This window comes from Pedobacter sp. HMWF019, from assembly GCF_003061025.1.
In the GTDB taxonomy this organism is placed as follows: Bacteria; Bacteroidota; Bacteroidia; order Sphingobacteriales; family Sphingobacteriaceae; genus Pedobacter.
Genome location: NZ_QAIL01000122.1, coordinates 1 through 21,402, shown reverse-complemented (window position 1 = coordinate 21,402; position 21,402 = coordinate 1). Strand labels below are relative to the sequence as shown.

Sequence of the window (21,402 nt, the reverse complement as noted above, 5' to 3'; positions counted from 1 at the left end):
ATCATTATGGAAAAGGATTTTTTAGAAGAAGTGAAAGCGGCAAAACAAGCAGCAACTGAGGTTTTGATCAATAATGCAAAGGGCCCTTTCATGGGCCTTCCGCGCACAGCCGCCTGGGGATATCCCGAACCATACACGCGGGATTTGATGATCTCCATCCTAGGGATAGGTGTATCAGGAAACCCCTTGCTGTTGGAAAGTATGAGGAAAACTCTGCGGGTATTGGCTTCTAATCAATCTTCGAGAGGGCATATACCCTCCCTGGTTCATGATGCCGAAGACCGTGGTGCAAGTGATACCACTCCGCTGTTTTTGATGGCTACAGCTATCTTCAGAAAGTTAACTGGAGAGAAGAATTTTTTAGAAGATGCTGTGCAGAAATCCCTGACCTGGATGGAATATCAATCTCCCTCCGATCAATATCTGGTTGCCCAGCAACCCACCAGCGACTGGAGGGATGAACAATGGGTGCTTGGTTATGGTCTGTTTGTGAATACGCTTACCTACAGCTATCTGAAAATGCTTGGACACGAAGAACGGGCCTCGAATCTGTGCCGGGATATGAAACACTTTACAATAGAAGGTCCCGTACATCATCATCATGTACACGAAGGTTTCGTCGTAAAAAGTAAACCTTATTATGCCTTATGGTCATATAAGGTTTATAGTAGTGCACGATTCGATCTGTTGGGTAACAGCCTCGCAATTTTATCAGGCTTGGCTCCTCTAACCCGGGCAAAAGAAATGGTCTCCTGGATAGAAGGCGCTTGCAGTGAAATGAAAGACAGCCGTGATCTGGCTGTAGATGTAACGCCAAATTTCTTTCCCTTTATCCTTCCCAAAGATCCTGACTGGATTCCCCGGTATGCAGACTTTAACCTGCCTGGAAATTATCATAATGGTGGAATATGGCCATTTATTTCGGGATTTTATATTGCTGCACTGGTGGCTGCAGGTAAATTTGAACTGGCGCGTAAAAAGCTCTATGCCTTAACAATGCTCATCAAGCAACCAGTCAATAAGAGCCTTAAATATGGATTTAATGAATGGTACAAAGCCCAGGACGGCTTACCTAAAGGGCAAGACTGGCAAACTTGGTCTGCAGCACTTTATCTTTATGCCGCGACTTGCGTGGAGGAAAAGCGCACACCTTTCTTTGAGGAGATCAGAAATTATTAGTATTCTATCATAATTATAATAGAACAGTATGATTTATGCTATTATAATAGTAGCATAATGCACTGTAACTTTGTGTCCATAAATCAGAAAGAAAATAAAATGGACATAAAAAAAATCTTTATCATCAATGGAGGACAGAAATTTGGTCACTCTGGTGGACGCTTTAACAAGACTTTATTAGATACCACGGTAGAATTTTTTAGTAGCCGCCCTGAATTTGAGGTCCGGTCAACGGATGTCAATGAAGATTATGATCCTGGACAGGAAGTAGAAAACTATGTATGGGCAGATGTGATCATTTACCATACACCGATTTGGTGGTTCCAGGTACCGCATGCTTTGAAAAAATACATTGATGTTGTTTTCACTGCAGGGCATCAAAAAGGCATTTATAACAGTGACGGAAGAAATTCGATCAATCCCGCTATTCATTATGGTACAGGAGGTACCTTACATGGAAGGAAATATATGGTTACCTCTTCCTGGAATGCACCAGCAACAGCCTTCACCTTACCCGGAGAGTTTTTTAGTGAAAGATCTGTAGACGACGGTATCCTGTTTGGTTTTCACCGTATGAACGCCTTTACAGGTATGAAACCTTTAGAAGGCATTCATTTTCACGATGTGGAAAAGAATCCGGATATTGTGAATGATCTGAAAAGATACAAAGCACACTTAGAAGAAATTTTCATCAATCAATCTTTAGAACATAATGAGCGTATTCTTAACAGCAATTATTAAAAGTAAAACCGGGCAATCTGCAGCAATGAAAAGATTGCTTTTGGATTTGGTAGACGGTTCAAAAAGCGAGGCGGCCTGTCTGCAATATGATTTGCACCAAAGTACAGAAAATCCTGAAGTGTTTATTTTTCATGAAGAATGGGCAAGCCAGGAAGGTCTGGACCTTCACAACAGTCAACCCCATATTCAGAAATTTGTGGACGACTCCGCAAGTATCATAGATGGAACGACAGTTATGTATAAAACAGAAAGGGTGGGATAACCTGATTAGATGGCAAAAGAAACGGGGATGCTGTCCGAAAACTGCATCCCCGCCATCTAATTAACGCTCTCAGTATATAAGACGTTTGAATCTCTTTTTTATTATAATCGGTAAGAAAATAAATCTTCCAAATTGTTTAGATTTGAACTGCCTATTTAAAATAAGAATGAAAATACAAACCGTTAAATGCTGCAGATCAAGCATATTTTTCCTCTTTTTACTCCTGTCTTTCTCCCTTTTTGCACAAGAGGAAGGGACATGGAGACAAGCCAGTCCTTCTAGTCAGGCCTATCATGAATATCGTCTGAAAAATACCATTCCGCCTTATGGTCTGGTTAAAATTAAAGCCCTGATTGCCCAAATTAAAGACGCTGATGATGATTCCAAATCCCCCTTGAATCAGAAAGCCTATCTGGCACTGCCTTTAAATGAAAAGTTTACCTACCACATGATCCATGCGGAAAGCTATAGTCAAAACTGCGATGTTGTTCCGCCAATTATAGACGAAGACAAAAAAATATTTGGAATACTCCCCGATGCCTTTAACGAATCGTCCTGGAGTGAAAGACAAGCAAACTTCCTGAAAAGCCAAAAGGATGCAGTAGTATCCTTAATTAAAGAATCGGTGAACAGGAGCAAAAGGGTAGGTCTCAATTATAAAACAGCGCTTGTAGAAATGAATGCAACAGAAACCATTCCTTTTCTGATCGAGCTGTATAACCGGGACCATAAAGATTTTGATATCCTAACGGTTCTGATGCTTTTTATGAAAAATAACGAGTATAAGCCCTTTATGATTTCTACCTCCTTTGTAAAACTGTACGGAGATAAAAGCGATGCGCAAAGTTTTATCAATTATAACAAAGCCAATGAGGAGCTGATCATCAGCAGAGCAATAGCATTTTACAATGGCCGGAAGTAAAATACTGCTGCTTTGGGTTTTTAGTTTGCTGGTACAGCAGGCTATCGGGCAACAGGATACCGGCTTTGTGAAGATTGTGCAGGGAAATTATTTACTGGGCGGAAAGACACACCAGTTAAATCCGCTCCGAAAGGTACATATCCAAACGTTTTATATCGCTGCAACCGAATTGACAAACCATCAGTTTAAAGCTTTTATTGAAGCCACTCATTATATTACAGATGCCGAACGCTTGAAAAATGCCATGGTTTTTGAGCCGGGACTTGACGAATTCAAATGGCTCCAGGACAGCACAGCCTGTTGGAAATATCCCAATGGAAAGAGCCGCGGAGGTATTGAAGATAAAATGAACCATCCGGTAACCAGCATCAGTTATAGTGATGCCCGGGCGTATTGTGCCTGGGCGAAAGTTCGGCTGCCGAGTCTTGATGAATGGGAAGTCGCTTCCCGGGCGGGTGCTTCCACCCTTTACTTTTGGGGCAATGATGTTGAAAAAATTGGGGAATACGCCAATATCTGGCATGGCCGGAATCATAAAGTTGCCGATGCTTCAGATGGCTATCTGTACACTTCTCCTGTAGGCAGTTTTAAGCCTAATGCCTATGGTTTATATGATATATACGGGAATGTATTCGAGTTTTGTGAAGGTATATTAATAACAGACCCAAAAGACCGCAAGCTTGCCTATGCCAGGGGCGGTTCCTGGTGGTGCAGCAAAAATGCCTGTGGTTTCTTCAATTCACTGGATATTGGAAGGGTAAGCCCTCATGCTTCCTTCAGCAATCAGGGCTTCCGGGTGGTTAAACTCTAAAGAAGCATATGCTGTACCCCTAAAATCTATCGAAACTGTGCTGTAATCTCTTTAAATTAATGCAATACCTTTGGGTATTACAAACAAAAGAACATGCAGATTGTCAATAGTACCCCCAAAGATATAGAGACCATTTTTAAGTTTTATGATGCCGCTGTAGCTTATCAGAAAACCAAATTCGATAAACACTGGCAACCTTTTGAACGCACTTTAATTGAAAAGGAAATTGAAGAAAACCGTCAATGGAAAATCCTGATAGACGGAAAGCCGGCCTGCATCTTTGCTGTCGCTTATCAAGACCCCGAGATATGGGGCGAAAACAACAACCCACCTGCAATTTACCTCCACCGTATTGTGACCTGGCCGGACTTTCGGGGCCGTAATTTTGTAAAGATTATTGCAGACTGGGCCCGCGATTTTTGTAAACAACACCAGAAATTATTTATCCGTATGGATACGTGGGGAGATAACCAGTCTTTGATTGACTATTATGTGAGTTGTGGTTTTACCTTTAAGGGAATCACCAAACCTATGGATTCAGATCAGCTTCCGGCACACTATAATGCAATTACGCTGAGCCTTTTTGAAATAGAGGTTTGATAAAAACAATATAATATTTGGAAGTCTGGATTTTTCTATATTACTTTGTATCTCAAAGTACTTTCAAATGGAGGAAAAAGACATCTATGCCGAATTGTCGTCTATCAGGAATCTGATGGAACGTTCTGCTAAATTTATTTCACTGAGCGGTTTATCTGGTGTCATGGCAGGTGTATATGCATTGGCAGGATCAGCAATAGGGTATAAGATCGTTTATGGAAATTCCAAAAGCTTAGCCTACCGGGAGCATTATGTAAATGATGCTTATATCACCTGGAAATTAATTGCAGTGGCCTTAGCCGTATTAATTTTATCTCTTGGTACGGGCATCTATTTAACCATTAGAAAAGCCAGAAAGAACAAGCAGGAGTTTTGGAACCCAGGCAGTAAAAGATTACTGGTCAGCATGGCCTTTCCTTTGGTTACCGGTGGTTTGTTTATTTTAGCGCTTTTGTCCAGAGGCTTTGTTGAAATTGTTGCGCCTGCTTCACTTATTTTCTACGGTTTATCGCTGGTTGCGGGGAGTCATTATACCTATAAAGATGTAAAATGGCTGGGCATCATGGAAATTGCTTTGGGCCTGATTGCTGCGCTGCAACCTGGCTATGGCTTGGTGTTCTGGACAATTGGCTTTGGCGTGCTGCATATTGTATATGGTTCTATTATGCACTTTAAATACGACAGGTGAAAAATCCACTGATCCATTTCGACAAAGCATTCGAGAACCGAATACGCTTGCAGATTATGAGCGTATTGGTCGCTAATGAACACTATGACTTTAATTCCTTGAAGGAATTGCTTGAAGTTACAGATGGTAACCTGGCTTCACATTTAAAAGCTTTGGAAAAAGAAGAGTATATCACCGTGAACAAAACTTTTGTAGGCAGAAAACCCAATACCCAGTACCTGGCTTCGGAAATAGGTAGGAATGCTTTTAAAAGGCATCTCCAGGCGCTTGAAAATTTAATTAAACAACAGAAACCCTAATTTTTTTTACACTTATACTTTGTAATACAAAGTACTTTTAAAATAAAAATAACCCAATGAATACAACAGAACAACCCGAAAAACAAACCTTTAGAGAATGGCTGAAGCAGTCATTTATGGTTAAAGCATCCGTTATTGGCATACTTGTACTTTTATTGCTTATTCCCTCTACCCTCATTCAGGATCTGATCCGCGAAAGACAGGCAAGAGGGGAGGAAGTTAGCGCTGAAATCGCTGATAAATGGTCTGGCAGTCAATTGGTACAGGGTCCTGTGCTGGTGCTGCCTTATAAAACTATTGCCTGGGAAAAAAATGCAGCAGGAAAATACGAAAACCGGGAACTGATCACCAATATTTATTTGCTTCCAGAAGTTCTGAACATTACCGCTTCCGTTCAGCCGAGGAAACTTCACCGTGCCATTTTTGACGCCGTAGTATATGATGCTAAAATTCATACTACAGGTAAATTCGATGCCCTGGAACTTCAAAAATCAGATATCGATCCCAGTAAAATTTTATGGGATAAGGCCAAAGTTGTGATTGGTTTAAGTGATTTGAAAGGTTTAAAGAATAATCCTGTTATTAAACTGGAGAACAAGCCCTATAATGTAGAGCCGGATAACCTATCTAAAATGTTCAACGCTGCAGAAGCAGCAACTAACGATACACAAAATCTTTTTGAAAACAACCTGGTCATTCGTCCAGACCTTTCGGTAAGTAAAAGTACCGCTATAAGTTTCGATTTTGATCTGGATATCCGGGGGAGCGGGGACTTGAACTTTATGCATTTGGGAAGAACCACCAATGTTAAAACTTCAGGCAACTGGAACGCTCCGAGCTTTACAGGCAGATATCTTCCGGAAGAGCGAAAGATTGCTGGAGAGACTTTTGATGCGAATTGGAAAATGACCTATTTTAACCGTCCGTTTCCACAACAATGGATAGGAGGAAAGACCAGTCTGCAAGCCAAAGATGAGGATGCAGCAGTTTTTGGCGTAAAATTTAAACTTCCTGTAGACCAGTATCAAAAAACCATGCGTACCGCAAAATATGCTCTACTGATCATCCTCCTTACTTTTATTTCGCTCCTGTTTACCGAATTGTTGATTAAGCGCAGTATACATGTACTACATTATGCTCTTATTGGATCTGCTATGACCATTTACTATATTTTACTCCTGTCTTTTAGCGAACAAATGGGCTTTAACATCGCCTACCTGATTGCTTCAGTAGCCACCATTGGATTGATCAGCACCTTTATTGCATCCTTGCTGCGCAACAAGAAAGCAGCAGCAATTTACGCGGCCATTATTGCCACTTTCTATTGCTTTGTATATGTGATCATCCAACTTGAAGACCTGGCTTTACTATTTGGAAGTATTGGCCTGTTTGTCATTGTAGGGGTGCTTATGCATTTAGCTGCAAGGGTCAATCTGGATAAGAAATAATTTAAGTTAAAAAGATATCGTTTGCTCTCCAATACTGCTGGCAGCCGAAGGGTTGCTGGCAGTTGGTTATTGTCAGCCAGGATATTTAAGTACCAATTTTTGCGTATTATTGAATATTAATCCCTGGTAAAAGTATGTTCGTGAAAAAAGTATTTTGCTTCTTTTTGTTTTCAGTATGCCTTTTTTGTTGCATTAATCTTCATGCTCAGAAGACTGATACAGTGGGTAAACCAGTTGTAAAAGACAGTTCAAAACTGGATTTTGTGGAGAAAATGCAAGCCTTTGCAAAACGGTCTTCAAAGAAAAGCGCAGAAGATTTTGATGCTGATAAGGCATCCATCAATCAGATCAAAACATTTGATGAACTGAAAAGAACTATGCAGAAAGCAAAAATTTACCTCAAGAGTAAATTAGATACGCCGGGGACCAAATTAGTTCTTCAGGAAATTGAGAAAGATTTTGTGATAGCTGGTGATGGTGTTTTTACCAACAAAGGAACTGCACAAACTTTTCGCAATTTAACTGCTACCTCTAAAATATTGGCTCAGTTGCTAAATAAGGCAAATGTTCGAAAAGTAAGCCTGGATCTACACCTTCAGGAACTAAACAATTTTCGGTACCAACTGGATTCCTTACTGAGTGTTCCTTCCCTGTTTAAATTCCCTAAGGACTCCACTACACTAATGAAGTATCTACAAAAGATACGTGTTATAGCCTATGAAACCAGTCCTGTAGATAGTTCATTAACGCTTGCGAGCAATAATATCCAGACATTACTGAACCAGGTCAATCTTACGGTCTTTAATCTGCAGAGCAGTTTAGAAGAAATTGAAGCCTATCAAAAAGATATGGCCAATCAAACGTTCAAAAGAGAATTTAGTAATATTTGGGATCCTGAAGGTTTTTACCGTCCTTTTGGTGAAATACTCAATTTTTCCAAAACGAAAGGATTACTGACGCTTAGTTTTTATGTTGAGAATAATGCGGGTAAACTGGTCGTTATGATTTTACTTATACTTACCTCATTTATTTACCTGCGTTCTCTTAAGAATATTTATATTGAAGGCGGTCTGCTGAGGACAGATTTTGATGGTCAGTTGGTGATCCGGCATCCATTTTTGTCAGCCATCTTGCTGGTAGTTAGTTTGTTTCAGTTCATTTTTTTATCGCCACCCTTTATTTTAAGTGTTGTCTTTTGGTCAATATCCTGTATTTGTCTCAGTATTATTTTTAAAGGTTTTGTTAGAAAATACTGGATGCGTGTATGGTTATTGATGGTGACTCTCTTTATAATTGCAGCACTGGGTAATCTGGTCTTACAGGCATCAAGAGTTGAACGGTGGTTTATGCTTTTCACTTCCATATTCGGAACAATAGCAGGGATCAATATCTTATTAAAAGGACACAGGGACCAGCTTAGAGAAAAGTGGATTGTATGGTCAATTGCTTTTATGACCTTACTTGAGCTCATCTCCGCATTGGCCAACATGATCGGCCGGTATAATTTGGCAAAAACATTGCTTATCAGTGGTTTTCTGAATGTCGTTATCGCTATTCTTTTTCTTTGGACGGTACGGCTGATTAACGAAGGACTATTCCTTGCCTTTAATGTATACTCAGGTCAGGACAAAAAACTGTTCTATCTTAATTTTGAAAAAGTAGGCAAAAAGGCCCCTGTATTATTTTATTTATTGCTGATCCTTGGCTGGATCGTATTATTTGGGCGTAATTTTCCTGCATTCGACTATTTGTCCAAGCCTCTTTTGAATTTTTTCAGCGAAGAGCGCACACTCGGCAATTATTCATTTAGTATAAACAATATGCTGTTGTTCATTACGATTATGGGCATTGCCGTTATTATTTCCAAAATTGTTTCTTTTTTTGCCTCAGACAGACACCTGCGTGCCGGGAAGGATGATAAATCCGGAGTTGAAGGGATTGGTAGCTGGCTTTTGCTCGTTCGTATTTCTATACTCAGCATAGGCTTATTTTTAGCCGTTGCAGCAGCGGGAATTCCGGTTGATAGAATAACCATTGTATTAGGTGCGTTGGGTGTGGGCATTGGATTCGGTTTGCAAACCCTGGTCAATAACTTGGTGAGCGGATTGATCATTGCATTTGAAAAGCCCGTAAATGTAGGTGATATTGTAGATGTAGACGGCCAGGGTGGCAAAATGAAATCCATAGGGTTTCGAAGCAGTGTCATTTCTACCTGGGATGGAGCAGATGTAGTTATGCCTAACGGCGATTTGCTTAATGCCCATCTGGTCAATTGGTCGTTGGGTGGAAATCGCAAAAGGATATCCATATTAATTGGTATTGCTTACGATACAGACCTGGAAAAATGCAGGCAGATCCTGGCTGAAATTTTAAATAATGAACAACGGATCAGTAAAAATCCAGGCCCCATCGTACAATATGAACAATTTAACAACAGTTCAATTGACCTGAGAATTTATTTTTGGACAAAGCACATCGGAGATATTTATGCTACAAAAAGCGATCTGATCATGAAAATTGTAACGGCCTTTAGAACAAATGGAATCGAAATCCCATTTCCTCAGCAAGACATCTATCTTCATCATCCGGATAAAGGAGAAGAAGATCACTAAATACTGAGGTTCTTTTTAAAATCACTGGGTGAAACTTTAGCATAATGTTTAAAATTCCGGTTGAAATTCGTCAGATTATTGAAGCCGCACTGAAAGCAAACTTGCGAAATCGACAGATTATCGTTGTATAACAATTTACATGCATAGCCGATCCTCACTTCATTTACAAATTGGGTAAACGTTTTTTGGGTCTGGGTTTTAAAATACTTACAAAAAGCAGAGGTTGTCATATTGGCCAGCATAGACGCATTTTTCAAGGTGATTTCTTCGGCAAAATTGTTCATAATATAATTATATACCCTGTTAATCCGTTGAACATCCTTTTGATTATGTGGATTGCTGTAACCAACACTGGCCAGACATTTGTATTCCTTAGTTTCAGATAAAAGGTTCAGGATATGTAACAAATTGATAATCCTTTTGAGTCCCGTACTTTGCAGCAACTTATTCAACAGCCTGACCACCTGCTTTTGAGATCTTCCATACACCCGTATCCCCCTGTTGATATCTTTAAGTAATTCATTGAACTGTGTAACTTCATTGGAGTTAACAAACTCTTCGTTTAACCAATCCAGCCTAAAGTACGTCACAATAGCTTTTACCTCCCGGTCACTTTCAGGCTCATAATATTCCTTATCATTATACATCACATGTGGAAGATTTGGCCCCATGAGTACCAGATCCCCAGCACTGAAATCCTCAATGCTATCCCCAACAATTCTTCTTCCACTACTGGTATTGATCAGCACCATTTCATATTCATTATGAAAGTGCAACGGATTATTAAGGTTCTTAACATGAACCTCTTTTATAAATATGGAATGCTGTAAAACAGTTTTTGTTTCAATCAGAAGTGGCTGCATACGCTAATTTGCTTAAAATATATGATAATCTATAATTTTGGACAATATAGTGTCAGTATCAGACAAGGCAAGTAGAGGTAATGGGAGGTCCAGCATATAACTTTATTCCCAGTAACTAACCAAACCAACTCAACCAAAAACCAAACACTATGATTCGTATACGTTTATTATTATTATCGGTCTTCCTGACCGGTAGTTTTGCTCAGGCACAAGTAAGAAACATCACGGGAACGGTACGTGATGCAGCAACGAATACACCATTACCAGGAGTAACGGTGGTGGTAAAAGGTACCACAATGAAGGCACAGTCTAATGCTATTGGCAACTTTGTCCTGGATTTGGGAGCGGCAAAATCTCCGGTACTGGTCTTCAGCTATGTCAGTTACACTTCTCTGGAAGTTCCGGTTGGCATAAAAACACACCTGGATGTTCATCTTACAGAAGAGAAAAGAGAACTCAATGAGGTGGTGGTGGTTGCTTATGGTACCCAGAAAAAGGTTAACTTATCTGGTGCTGTTAGCACGGTAAACACCAAAACGATCATCAACAGGCCGGTAACTTCTTTAACCAATGCTTTACAAGGTACGGTACCAGGTGTGGCCATTGTATCGTCTCCCGGCGATTTAGGCAAAGACTTAGGCAGCATTAATATAAGGGGGCGTGCAAATTTAGGAACATCGTCTCCTTTGTTTGTAGTCGATGGTGTGATCGTTACCCAAGATGATTTTGCCCGTATCAATCCTAATGATGTGGCAGGCATTTCAGTATTAAAGGATGCCTCTGCATCCTCTATATATGGTGCAAGAGCAGCAAATGGCGTAATTTTGGTAACGACCAAGAAAGGAAATGGTAGCCCAACAATTAGTTATAATGCTTACTACGGTAGACAATCGGCCACTTACCTGCCAGATTATACAAATGGATATAATTATGCCATTTTACGTAACGAAGCGGAAACAAATTTGGGCAGAACACCGCTTTATGATGCTCAAACCTTAGAGGCGATAAGAAGCCAATCCAATCCCGATCTTTATCCCAATACCGATTGGTACGCGTTAATTTTACACAAAAGTGCACCAATGATGGAGCATCAGGTAAGCGTGTCAGGGGGCGAAAAAACGAAATATTACTTAAGTGGTGCATATTTCAACCAAAGTTCCCTAATTCCAGGTAAGGATTTGAAACGCTACTCCTTAAGGGCCAATACCGAAACCCAAATCAGCGATAAATTTAAAATCGGGAGTAATTTGTCATTTATCAGAGATGGCTATAGCAACGATAATTTAGAAATAGGCTTTACCGGTATCGGAAGATCTATCCCGCTATCCGTAGCCAAACAAAGTAATGGCGAGTGGGGCAGTGTAACTGCAGGCAAAGAAAATGCAACCATAGCCGGACAAAACCCACTACGTCTATTACAAGACGGTGGCAGAACCAATTATAATACCAATCGTTTTATCGGTAATTTAAATGGAACCTATACACCAGTTAAAGGTTTGGATATATCAGGGTTGTTTTCTTATAATGCCTATAACTATTTCAACAGTTCTTTTATAAACACAATAGACCCTGTTACAGGATTTATTACCCAAAAACCTTTAGGTAGTACAGCGGTAACAACCAACCAGTTAACAGAAGCCTGGCAAAGTACTTCGAATTTATTGTCTCAGGCAACAGCCAGTTACGAAAAAAATATAGACAAGAATTACTTTAAGGTTTTGGCCGGTGCTTCTTACGAAAAGGCACAAAAGAGAACCATAAGGGTGGTGCGTAAGGGTTTTCCAAATAACGATTTAAATGCGATTAATGCCGGTTCTACCCTTCCAGCGAATACAACGGCATTTAGCGATTTAGGCGATAATGTACCTGGCGTAGGCGAGAGTGCACTGGCATCGGTTTTTGCCCGTTTAAATTATGCTTATGCAGACAAATATTTGTTTGAAGCAAGTGCCAGAAACGATGCTTCCTCTAAGTTTGCACCTGGCCATCGTGCGGCATGGTATCCATCTGCATCGGTCGCCTGGCGTATATCACAAGAAGATTTCATGAAAGATATTACTGCGGTTAACGAATTGAAATTACGTTTATCGGCCGGTAAATTAGGTAACATCAACAACGTAGGCGATTATGATTTTTATGATGGCTTAAATACGGGTACCACCGTGATTTTAGACCAATCGAAACAAGATGGCGTAACGCCTGCTAAATTGGCCAATCCATTATTAAGCTGGGAAAAGCTAACCACTTACAATGCGGGTTTAGATGCAACCTTATTTAAATCACTTACCTTACAATTAGATGTATTTAGCCGCATTACCAAAGATATTTTATTGGCAGATCCAAATATTCCAGCCGAAGCAGGTTTGAAAGATGGGGAATCACCATCTGTAAATTTGGGCAAAGTTAAAAACAACGGATTTGAACTCTCCTTAAACTACAACGGCAAAATAAATGATTTAGGCTATTCTGTAGGTGGTAACGTAAGCAAAATATGGAATAAAGTAACCGACTTGGGAGGCGCAAACGAAACAGCACCCTATGATACTTATTTCATTAACCGCATTGGCCAACCGGTAGGTTCATTCTATATGTGGCAGGCCGAAGGTTTATTTGTTAATCAAGCCGATATCGATAGCCATGCTAAACAAGCCAATAACCCAAAACCTGGCGATATTAAGTATAAAGATCAGGATGGCAACGGTGTAATAGATGGGAATGATAGAATAATTAACGGCAATAACGTACCTTATTTTACTTACGGATTCAACCTGTCTGCCAACTATAAAGGTTTTGATCTAAGTGTATTAACCCAGGGTGTAAGTAATGTAAAAGTTTATTTAGAGGAAGAAGCTTCACAAGCTTTTTTTAACGGTGCTGGCGTTAAAAATTATGTACTGGACAGATGGACTGTCGATAACCCAAATCCAAATGCACCATATCCGAGAGTAACCAACGATACCCAGAACTTTGGCTTGTCTAGCTTTTGGCTGTTCGATGCCTCATACCTTAGGGTAAAGGCGATTACTCTTGGCTATACTATTCCTAAAAGTATATTGGACAGGGCAAAAATTAAAGGCTTAAGAATTTATGCATCAAGCAATAATCCTTTTACCATCCGCGGTGATAAAAGATTAAAAGATTTTGATCCGGAAGCACCCTCACAAAGGTCAGCTTATCCATCTTTAAAAACATTTTCTGTTGGTCTAAATTTAACATTATAAGGACATGAAAAAATTTATATATATATCGCTTCTCGCTTTTATTATTTTAGGCGGTTGTAAAAAGTCAATAGATTTTGTACCGCAGGATAAACTTTCTGCTGGTAGTTTTTGGAAATCGCAAAATGATGTACAGCTGGCGCTAAACGGTTGTTACGGATATTTAGCTAACGCCTTTAATTATGCATATGATGACGGCGCCGCCGATAATGCTTATTGCCAATATCCTTGGGAAAATAATGCCACGCTCATATCTGCAGGCAGTATAGATGCCACCTTAGATGCCGGATATAACAGCCGCTATGTTTTTATACGCCGCTATAACTATTTTTTAGATAACATTGGTAAGGCGACCATGGATGAAACATTAAGGAAACGCTTCATTGCCGAAGCCAGAGTTTTAAGGGCCTTTACCTATTACGAGCTGGCGCATTATTTTGGACCAGTATCCTTGTTAAAAACCTCCTACACAGATCCTCAGGAAACCGCTACAGCAACATCACCTGCTGCTACAGTAATCCAATTTGCAATTGATGAGATTAAAGCAGTTGAGGCAGATTTACCCGCCAGTTATGCCGGTGGTGTTCCAAATCAAACTGGCCGTATTACCAACGGTGCTGCCTGGGCCATCTTAACCCGTATTCAATTAGAATATGGTAAATATGACGACGCAGTGGCCAGTGCCCAAAAAGTAATGGCATCAGGTTATCAGCTCTTTAGAAAAACAGCATTAACGGCTAACGATACCAAGGATGATTATAGTACATTATTAACTTTTACCGATGATGCCGCCAAGCAAAAATTTTATAAAGGCCTGGCCAGTTATCAACAACAATTTTGGGCAGCCAATGACGGTAATAAAGAAGCAATTCTTGTATCGCAGAATATTCAGGAAAACCAAAGTTATGCACCTTTCGGCAACGGATTGAGGATTTTATTTGCTACTGCAAACATGGGCGGCTGGAGTTCTATTACGCCTATTCAAGGTTTGGTTGATGCCTATTGGAAGAGTGACGGTACATCATTTACACCACCAACACCAGAACAAAGGGCAACCGATTTTAACATTAAAAAAACACCTTCAGCCAACTACATAAATGAATTTAAAAACCGGGATACCCGTCTATATGCAAGTATATTGTTTCCTGGAGCAACCTGGAACGAATACAAAGATGGCTATGTATTTACCTGGGCTGGTGTGGCAGGTAGTGAAAGCTCAACCGGGTACAATTTTAAAAAATACTTAGATCCGGCTTCATTAGCAAGTGGTTTAGAGTTTGACGCGCCACAGGATTACAGCATTATCAGATATGCAGAAATACTTCTTGCTTATGCTGAAGCTAAAAACGAAGTAAGCGGGCCGGATGCAACTATTTTTGCCGCCTTAGATGATATAAGAGACCGTGCAGGCATGCCACCAATAGACCGAACCGTTAACAATACTAAAGAAAAACTTAGAGAAGTTATCCGTAATGAGCGTAGAATAGAATTGGCAGGTGAAGGACAGCGGTATTTCGATATCAGACGTTGGAACATTGCTGCTAACGTAATGAAAACGCCCAAAGATATCGCTAACGTATTAGTTCAGGAGCGCAATTGGCAGTCTAAATTCATGTTAATGCCTTATCCGCAATCCGCTTTAGATAGAAATGCAAATTTAAAAGCTCCGCAAGCAGCAAAAGGTTATTAAATAAAACACAAAATAAATATAAATACACCATCACGATCTATGGGAAAAATTACAAATGAAGACGAACTAATTGCTTTAGTAAAGAAAGAGCTGTTTACTGCCGTTATAGGCGATATCATGGATAAACTGGGTCTGCTGAATCAGTTTTTACCCCCTCAAATACAACCATTGCGAGCAGATATGACAATTGTCGGGATCGCAATGCCCGTGTTGGAAGCCGACGTTATAGAGTCTTCAGACGCCGGTCACAATCCGATTCTGCGAAAACCTTTTGGTTTAATGCTGGAAGCTTTAGACGATTTGAAAAGAAATGAAGTCTATATCTGTACTGGATCATCGCCTTCTTATGCCTTATGGGGAGAACTTATGAGTGTAAGAGCAACCCAACTGGGCGCCGTTGGAGCAGTGGTCAATGGCTATTCCAGAGATACAAATGGAATTTTGGAAATGAATTTCCCAACTTTTTCTTACGGTAGTTATGCAAAGGATCAGGCGCCAAGGGGTAAAGTGATCGATTTTAGAACGCCTATAGAAATGAATGGCGTCATCATTAACTCAGGTGACTATGTGATTGGAGACAGAGATGGTGTATGCATTGTGCCAAAGGAGGCTTCAGAAGAGGTATTCAGGCTTGCTTTTGAAAAAGCAAGAGGAGAAAAAGTTGTCTTTCAAAAGATCAAGGAAGGTATGGCAGCAAAAGAGGCATTTGAGATCTATGGAATAATGTAATTGGAATTATAAAACTAAATTTATCATTTATAAACAAAACAATCAGAATGGTTAAAACCGTATCGCTATTTAAATTTTGCATACTGCTTTTATTGTTAGTTTGCGCTGGCCATTCTTTTGGACAGGGCAAAATCAATGGATTTGATATTCCACGGATTTCGCCAATTCCTGCCACTGTTTTAAACACGCAGCGAACACATATTTCACTACATGGTAAATGGGATTTCCAGGTTTCAGGAAGTAAAGACAGGCACAGTATTAATGTGCCTGGCGAATGGGAAATGCAAGGTTTTACAGTTAAAGAAGGTGAAACGGCGGTATATAGCCTGAAGCTTGATATTCCGGCAGACTGGAAAGATCAAAGAATAAAAATACGTTTTGATGGGGTAAGTTCTCATGCATTAATAAAGGTTAACCATATAGAAGTGGGCGAACATGAAGGAAGTTTTGTACCGTTTGAAGTAGACATTACGAAAGCACTTCAGGCCAGTCAAAATATATTAGAAGTAGAAGTACAGGCATTAACCATGAGCGACCGTTTGGCTTGTACTTCGCAATATGCAGTACACACTGTTGGTGGTCTGTTGCGTAAAGTAACACTATTTACTTTGCCACAAACCAATATAGCTTCAACCATAGCAACAACAACATTTGACCCACAGTTTAAAAACGCAGTATTAAAAATACAATCGGGAATCGCCAATGAATCCGGTCTGCCCGCATCCGTTCAGTTTCAGTATGTTTTAACAGATGCCTCAGGCAAAGTGGTTTTCCAAAAATCATCTCCGGTTTCCAGGCAGGCAGGCCCCAATACGACAACTGAGGTTGAAACCACCATTTCCGTAAAACAACCAAAGCAATGGAACCCCGAGCATCCCAATCTTTATCATTTAAAAAGCACTTTGCTGGTTAATGGAAAAGCGGTACAAACCATAAGTCAACCTCTTGGCTTCAGGCAGGTTGAGGTTAAAGGAAATCAATTGCTGGTTAATGGAAAGGCTGTAAAACTGCGTGGTGTAAACCGTCATTCCATACACCCGCTTACCGGAAGGAGTATCAGTCCGGAACTGGACCGTAAAGATGCCGAACTGTTCCGCGACGCAAATTGTAACTATATTCGTACCTCACATTATCCACCATCCGAAGAATTTTTAAATGCCGCAGATAGCTTGGGACTATTTGTAGAAAGCGAAGCTTCCCTTTGCTGGATAAACCATGGGGCATCGCCCATCTGGAAAAAGTGGAATTATAAAGATGAAAAGTTCTTACCCTATATGGTAAATGCAGATGTCGAGAATGTATTGGCCGGTCGCAATCATCCTTCTGTGGTAATCTGGTCGCTGGGTAACGAATCGGTATGGAGTCCTTTGTGGGAGAAGGTGCTGGCGGTGGTGAAAAAGCTAGACCCTTCACGCCCAACCACCTTCCACGATCAATGCTGGGGTGGTTTTAACAACGCACACAGCACAGCTGATATAGCAGTATACCACTACCCAGGTATCAACGGACCAGCAGCATGTGATACCATGAAACGGCCAGTTCTTTTTGGGGAGTACGCGCACGTCTCCTGCTACAACCGCAGAGAATTATTAACCGATCCGGGCGTACGCAGCAGTTACGGTAAACCTCTGGAAATGATGTATGATTCAATGTATTATCATAAAGGTTGCCTGGGTGGTGCCATCTGGAGTGGGATTGATGATACTTTTCACATGCCCGACGGCCGGATTATAGGTTATGGTCCATGGGGACCGATTGATGGATGGCGCAGACCAAAACCAGAGTATTTCGGTATGAAAAAAGCCTATTCACCCATAAAAGTAAAGCACATCAACTGGCCGTCAGCTGGTAAAAAATATATTGAATTGAGCGTAGAGAACAGATATGACTTTACCTCGTTAAATGAGATCAATATTACCGCCATCATAAATGGAGTTTCCCAAACAGTAAAAAGTGGAATTGCCTCACGCAGCAGCGGTACCATCAAAATTCCGGCTGATCAGGTAAAAACACTGGAAATTAGCTTTAAAGATCCGAGAGGCTTTGTTGCTGAACAAGAAAAATACGAAACAGATACGGAACAGGCTTTTCCAACTGGTCAGAATTTAACCGTGTCCTATACCGAAAAGGAGGCTGCATACGTAGTGCAGCAAGGAAATATAACCTATACCATTAGTAAAAATACCGGGATCATTATCTCCGCAAGGAAAGGCGATACGGAGATCTTAAAACAAGGCCCAGTATTCAGCATGGTGCCTATGAATGAAGAGGATGGCGGGAAACCAAACGTAGCGGGAGAAACGTATCAGAACAATATTTACCCGCTCAAAAACTATCCGGCCTATACTTTATTTGCGAATGATCTTGTTGTACAAAAAATGGATTCCGGATTGAAGTTTTCCATGAACGTTTCCTACCTTGACTGTAAAGGCAAACAAAGCTATCTGTTTACCAATGACGGGAAATTGATCACTGAATACGAGGTTCAGTATACCAAAGCCGATGTATCGCCGTATCAGTACGGGCTCATGCTGCAACTTCCCAAATCATTCGATGAGTTGAACTGGAAACGCAAGGCAGAGTTCACTCTATACCCTTCAAATGATATTGCAAGGCCGGAAGGAACAGCGATGCTTAAGGCAAAACCTATGAATGCCGTAGAAGAATGGGGCGTTGTCCAGAAAGGGGATTGGAAAGATGATGCAAATGATTTAGGCAGTAATGATTTTCGTTCCACTAAGCGTTATATCAAGAACGCCTCCCTTAAAAATCCTAATGGAGACGGTATCACCGTGCTTTCAGATGGAAAACAAGCCTCCAGAACCTGGTTACAGGACGAAAGTATAAACTGGCTGATTGCGGATTACAGTAATAATGGGTCTGAACCATTTTATGGCTCTCCACATACAAATGGAAGAATTAAAATAAAAGACAATATTTTAAAAGGTAAATTAATACTCGTTATAAAATAATTCTCAATGAAAAGGATAATTGTAGTTGCCACCCTTATTTTATTGTATAACACTGTATTCGCACAGTCAGATCGACACGACCTGCATTTCGATAAACTAGCCACCCAGTGGGATGAAGCAGTTCCTTTGGGAAATGGGATATTGGGGGCTTTGGTTTGGCAAAAGGCAGATCATTTAAGGTTTTCCTTAGACAGGGCTGATCTTTGGGACATGCGGCCAATGAAAGGCTTGCACCGCAAAGAATTTAGTTACCAATGGGTCATAGACCAGGTGAACAAGAAGGATTATAAGCCAGTACAGCAATTGCTGGACGGGCCTTATGATCATGAGCCAGCGCCTTCCAAAATTCCCGGGGGTGCTTTGGAGTTAAACACTAAAGACTGGGGCGGTGTTACTTCAGTACATTTATCCCTGAAAAATGCATTATGCAAAGTGACCTGGGCCAATGGAACCAGGATGGAGACCTTTGTTTCCGCCAACAAACCCGTGGGCTGGTTCAAATTTCAAAATCTACAAGGAGAATTCGACCCCCAGTTAATTGCACCCAAATACCAGGGGCAGGTAAAGATATCGGGTGATCCTGTTGGAGGAGATGATCTTTCCAGGCTGGGTTATAAGCAGGGCACTATAAAACGCAACGGAAACAGGGTAACCTACCATCAGGAAGGATGGAATGGCTTTAGTTATGATATTGCAGTGGAGTGGAAAAAGATAGACAACACAACGATAGAAGGTGTCTGGAGTATTTCTTCTCAATATCCGGAGCAAAAGCCAGTAAAGAATGCAATTGAAATTGTTCAGCAAACTGTGCCGAAGAGTTTTGATACTGAACTCAACACACATACTTCCTGGTGGAAAGATTTCTGGGGTAAATCTGCACTGCACGTACCAGATAGTTTGCTGGAGAAACAATGGTATCTGGAACAGTATAAATTTGGCTCACTGGCCAGGCAAGATGCCCCACCAATTTCTCTGCAAGGTGTATGGACTGCAGACAATGGACGATTACCTCCCTGGAAAGGAGACTTTCACCACGACTTAAATACACAACTCAGTTATTGGCCTGCCTATAGCAGTAATCACCTTGATCTGGCCATGGGCTATATCAACCACCTGGAGCAGAATAAAGCCAATTATAAACGGTACACAAAGCTATACTTTAACAGTGAGGGCCTGGCAGTTCCTGGCGTTACCACATTGGATGGTACCGAAATGGGTGGCTGGATCCAGTATGCGCTTTCGCCCACCGTATCTTCCTGGCTGGGACAACATTACTACCTGCAATGGAGGTATAGTATGGATAGAGAATTTCTTAAAAATAAAGCCTATCCATGGCTGAAGCAAACCGCTGTATTTTTGGAAAACATAACCCTGAAAGATGATAAAGGTCATCGTAAATTAAAGATTAGCTCTAGTCCGGAAATCAATGATAATGATATAACAGCCTGGTTTTTACAAAACACGAACTACGATCTGGCCTTAATGAAATCCACTTTCAAAACAGCCTCCGAACTGGCAGGAGAACTCGGCTTAAAAAAAGAAGCCGCACATTGGGCTAAAATATTTGCAGAGTTTGACGATTATGCCCTTACGGCAAAAGGTGAATTGATGTTTTCACCAACAATGGCTTATAACCAGTCACACCGTCATTTTTCACATATGATGGCCATTCATCCACTGGGCTTAATTAAATGGGAAGATGGACCAAGAGCACAATCCATTATTAAAAATTCAATTGGCTTACTGGATAGCATCGGTCCTGATTATTGGTGTGGCTATTCCTATGCCTGGCTGGCGAATATGAAGGCAAGGGCAAAAGACGGAAACGGAGCTGCAAAAGATTTACAGATCTTTGCCCGTGCTTTTTGCTCCATTAACAGTTTTCATTTAAACGGAGACCAGACCAAATCGGGCTTGTCCAAATTTCACTACCGACCTTTTACCCTGGAAGGAAATTTTGCCTTTGCCGCAGGTTTACAAGAAATGTTGCTGCAGAGCTACGCCGGTTTCATAGAAATTATGCCTGCAGTTCCCGAAGGATGGCAAAACCTATCTTTTGAAAATTTACGGACTGAGGGCGCATTTCTGGTCAGTGCAAATAAAGTTGATGGAAAGATTGCAGAGGTAAAAGTTATTTCAGAAAAGAGAAATACAACAAGCTTAAAGTTGCCATTCAAGACCTATACTATAGCTTCAAATAAAGGATTTATTGTAAAAAATGGACCAGATGGATTTCTGAAATTGACCGGAGAACCTGGTGGGATACTGATCTTAAAAACTAAAATTAAATAAAAGACAAGTATGAAACCATCATGATTTTCAAACCACATAGTGGGATGAATATCTGATAGCTTCATCACAATTAAAA

Annotated in this window: 16 protein-coding genes; 15 read left to right on the top strand and 1 reads right to left on the bottom strand. The window is 40.7% G+C overall.

Annotated elements, in window-relative coordinates; translation table 11 throughout:
* Positions 1-6 precede the first annotated feature (6 nt).
* From DBR11_RS07650 to DBR11_RS07605, 10 genes are all read left to right on the top strand, one after another.
* The gene (locus tag DBR11_RS07650; RefSeq protein WP_108551244.1) at positions 7-1,179 is read left to right on the top strand and encodes a glycoside hydrolase 100 family protein; all 1,173 of its coding nucleotides are present in this window, start codon (positions 7-9) and stop codon (positions 1,177-1,179) included.
* Between the two features lie 99 nt (positions 1,180-1,278).
* The gene (locus tag DBR11_RS07645) at positions 1,279-1,920 is read left to right on the top strand and encodes an NAD(P)H-dependent oxidoreductase (RefSeq protein WP_199233789.1); all 642 of its coding nucleotides are present in this window, start codon (positions 1,279-1,281) and stop codon (positions 1,918-1,920) included.
* Positions 1,892-2,182, top strand: a complete 291-nt coding sequence (locus DBR11_RS07640; protein WP_108551227.1) for a putative quinol monooxygenase — start codon at positions 1,892-1,894, stop codon at positions 2,180-2,182. The genes DBR11_RS07645 and DBR11_RS07640 overlap by 29 nt, the downstream gene beginning before the upstream one ends.
* A 166-nt stretch (positions 2,183-2,348) precedes the next feature.
* Positions 2,349-3,104 carry a hypothetical protein gene (locus DBR11_RS07635; protein ID WP_108551225.1) on the top strand — a complete coding sequence of 252 codons (756 nt, stop codon included), beginning with the start codon at positions 2,349-2,351 and terminating at the stop codon, positions 3,102-3,104.
* A complete protein-coding gene (locus DBR11_RS07630; RefSeq protein ID WP_108551223.1) occupies positions 3,091-3,915 on the top strand; it encodes an SUMF1/EgtB/PvdO family nonheme iron enzyme in 825 nt (274 codons plus the stop codon). The genes DBR11_RS07635 and DBR11_RS07630 overlap by 14 nt, the downstream gene beginning before the upstream one ends.
* A gap of 93 nt (positions 3,916-4,008) precedes the next feature.
* Positions 4,009-4,515, top strand: a complete 507-nt coding sequence (locus DBR11_RS07625) for an N-acetyltransferase (RefSeq protein ID WP_108551221.1) — start codon at positions 4,009-4,011, stop codon at positions 4,513-4,515.
* A 67-nt stretch (positions 4,516-4,582) separates the two neighbouring features.
* Positions 4,583-5,203 carry a hypothetical protein gene (locus DBR11_RS07620; RefSeq protein WP_108551219.1) on the top strand — a complete coding sequence of 207 codons (621 nt, stop codon included), beginning with the start codon at positions 4,583-4,585 and terminating at the stop codon, positions 5,201-5,203.
* Positions 5,200-5,502 carry a transcriptional regulator gene (locus DBR11_RS07615; RefSeq protein WP_255564063.1) on the top strand — a complete coding sequence of 101 codons (303 nt, stop codon included), beginning with the start codon at positions 5,200-5,202 and terminating at the stop codon, positions 5,500-5,502. The genes DBR11_RS07620 and DBR11_RS07615 overlap by 4 nt, the downstream gene beginning before the upstream one ends.
* A 56-nt stretch (positions 5,503-5,558) precedes the next feature.
* Positions 5,559-6,950, top strand: a complete 1,392-nt coding sequence (gene creD / locus DBR11_RS07610) for a cell envelope integrity protein CreD (protein WP_108551217.1) — start codon at positions 5,559-5,561, stop codon at positions 6,948-6,950.
* A 221-nt stretch (positions 6,951-7,171) separates the two neighbouring features.
* Complete coding sequence (locus tag DBR11_RS07605) at positions 7,172-9,562, top strand: mechanosensitive ion channel domain-containing protein (RefSeq protein WP_233260682.1); 2,391 nt, start codon at positions 7,172-7,174, stop codon at positions 9,560-9,562.
* On the opposite strand, the gene DBR11_RS07600 is transcribed toward DBR11_RS07605, so the two are convergent.
* Positions 9,559-10,425 carry an AraC family transcriptional regulator gene (locus DBR11_RS07600; RefSeq protein WP_108551213.1) on the bottom strand — a complete coding sequence of 289 codons (867 nt, stop codon included), beginning with the start codon at positions 10,423-10,425 and terminating at the stop codon, positions 9,559-9,561. The two genes, DBR11_RS07605 and DBR11_RS07600, sit on opposite strands and share 4 nt — an antisense overlap.
* A gap of 149 nt (positions 10,426-10,574) precedes the next feature.
* Here DBR11_RS07600 and DBR11_RS07595 point away from each other — a divergent pair, with 149 nt between their 5' ends.
* From DBR11_RS07595 to DBR11_RS07575, 5 genes are read left to right on the top strand one after another with little or no spacing between them, the layout of a single operon-like run.
* The gene (locus DBR11_RS07595; RefSeq protein ID WP_108551211.1) at positions 10,575-13,646 is read left to right on the top strand and encodes a TonB-dependent receptor; all 3,072 of its coding nucleotides are present in this window, start codon (positions 10,575-10,577) and stop codon (positions 13,644-13,646) included.
* A gap of 4 nt (positions 13,647-13,650) precedes the next feature.
* Entirely contained in the window at positions 13,651-15,333 is a 1,683-nt protein-coding gene (locus tag DBR11_RS07590) for a RagB/SusD family nutrient uptake outer membrane protein (RefSeq protein WP_108551209.1), read from the top strand.
* Between the two features lie 39 nt (positions 15,334-15,372).
* Positions 15,373-16,062: an RraA family protein gene (locus DBR11_RS07585; RefSeq protein WP_108551207.1), complete on the top strand. Its 690-nt coding sequence runs from the start codon at positions 15,373-15,375 to the stop codon at positions 16,060-16,062.
* Between the two features lie 47 nt (positions 16,063-16,109).
* The gene (locus tag DBR11_RS07580; RefSeq protein ID WP_108551205.1) at positions 16,110-19,034 is read left to right on the top strand and encodes a glycoside hydrolase family 2 TIM barrel-domain containing protein; all 2,925 of its coding nucleotides are present in this window, start codon (positions 16,110-16,112) and stop codon (positions 19,032-19,034) included.
* Positions 19,035-19,040: 6 nt separating this feature from the next.
* Positions 19,041-21,326: a glycoside hydrolase N-terminal domain-containing protein gene (locus tag DBR11_RS07575; protein WP_108551203.1), complete on the top strand. Its 2,286-nt coding sequence runs from the start codon at positions 19,041-19,043 to the stop codon at positions 21,324-21,326.
* Positions 21,327-21,402 lie beyond the last annotated feature (76 nt).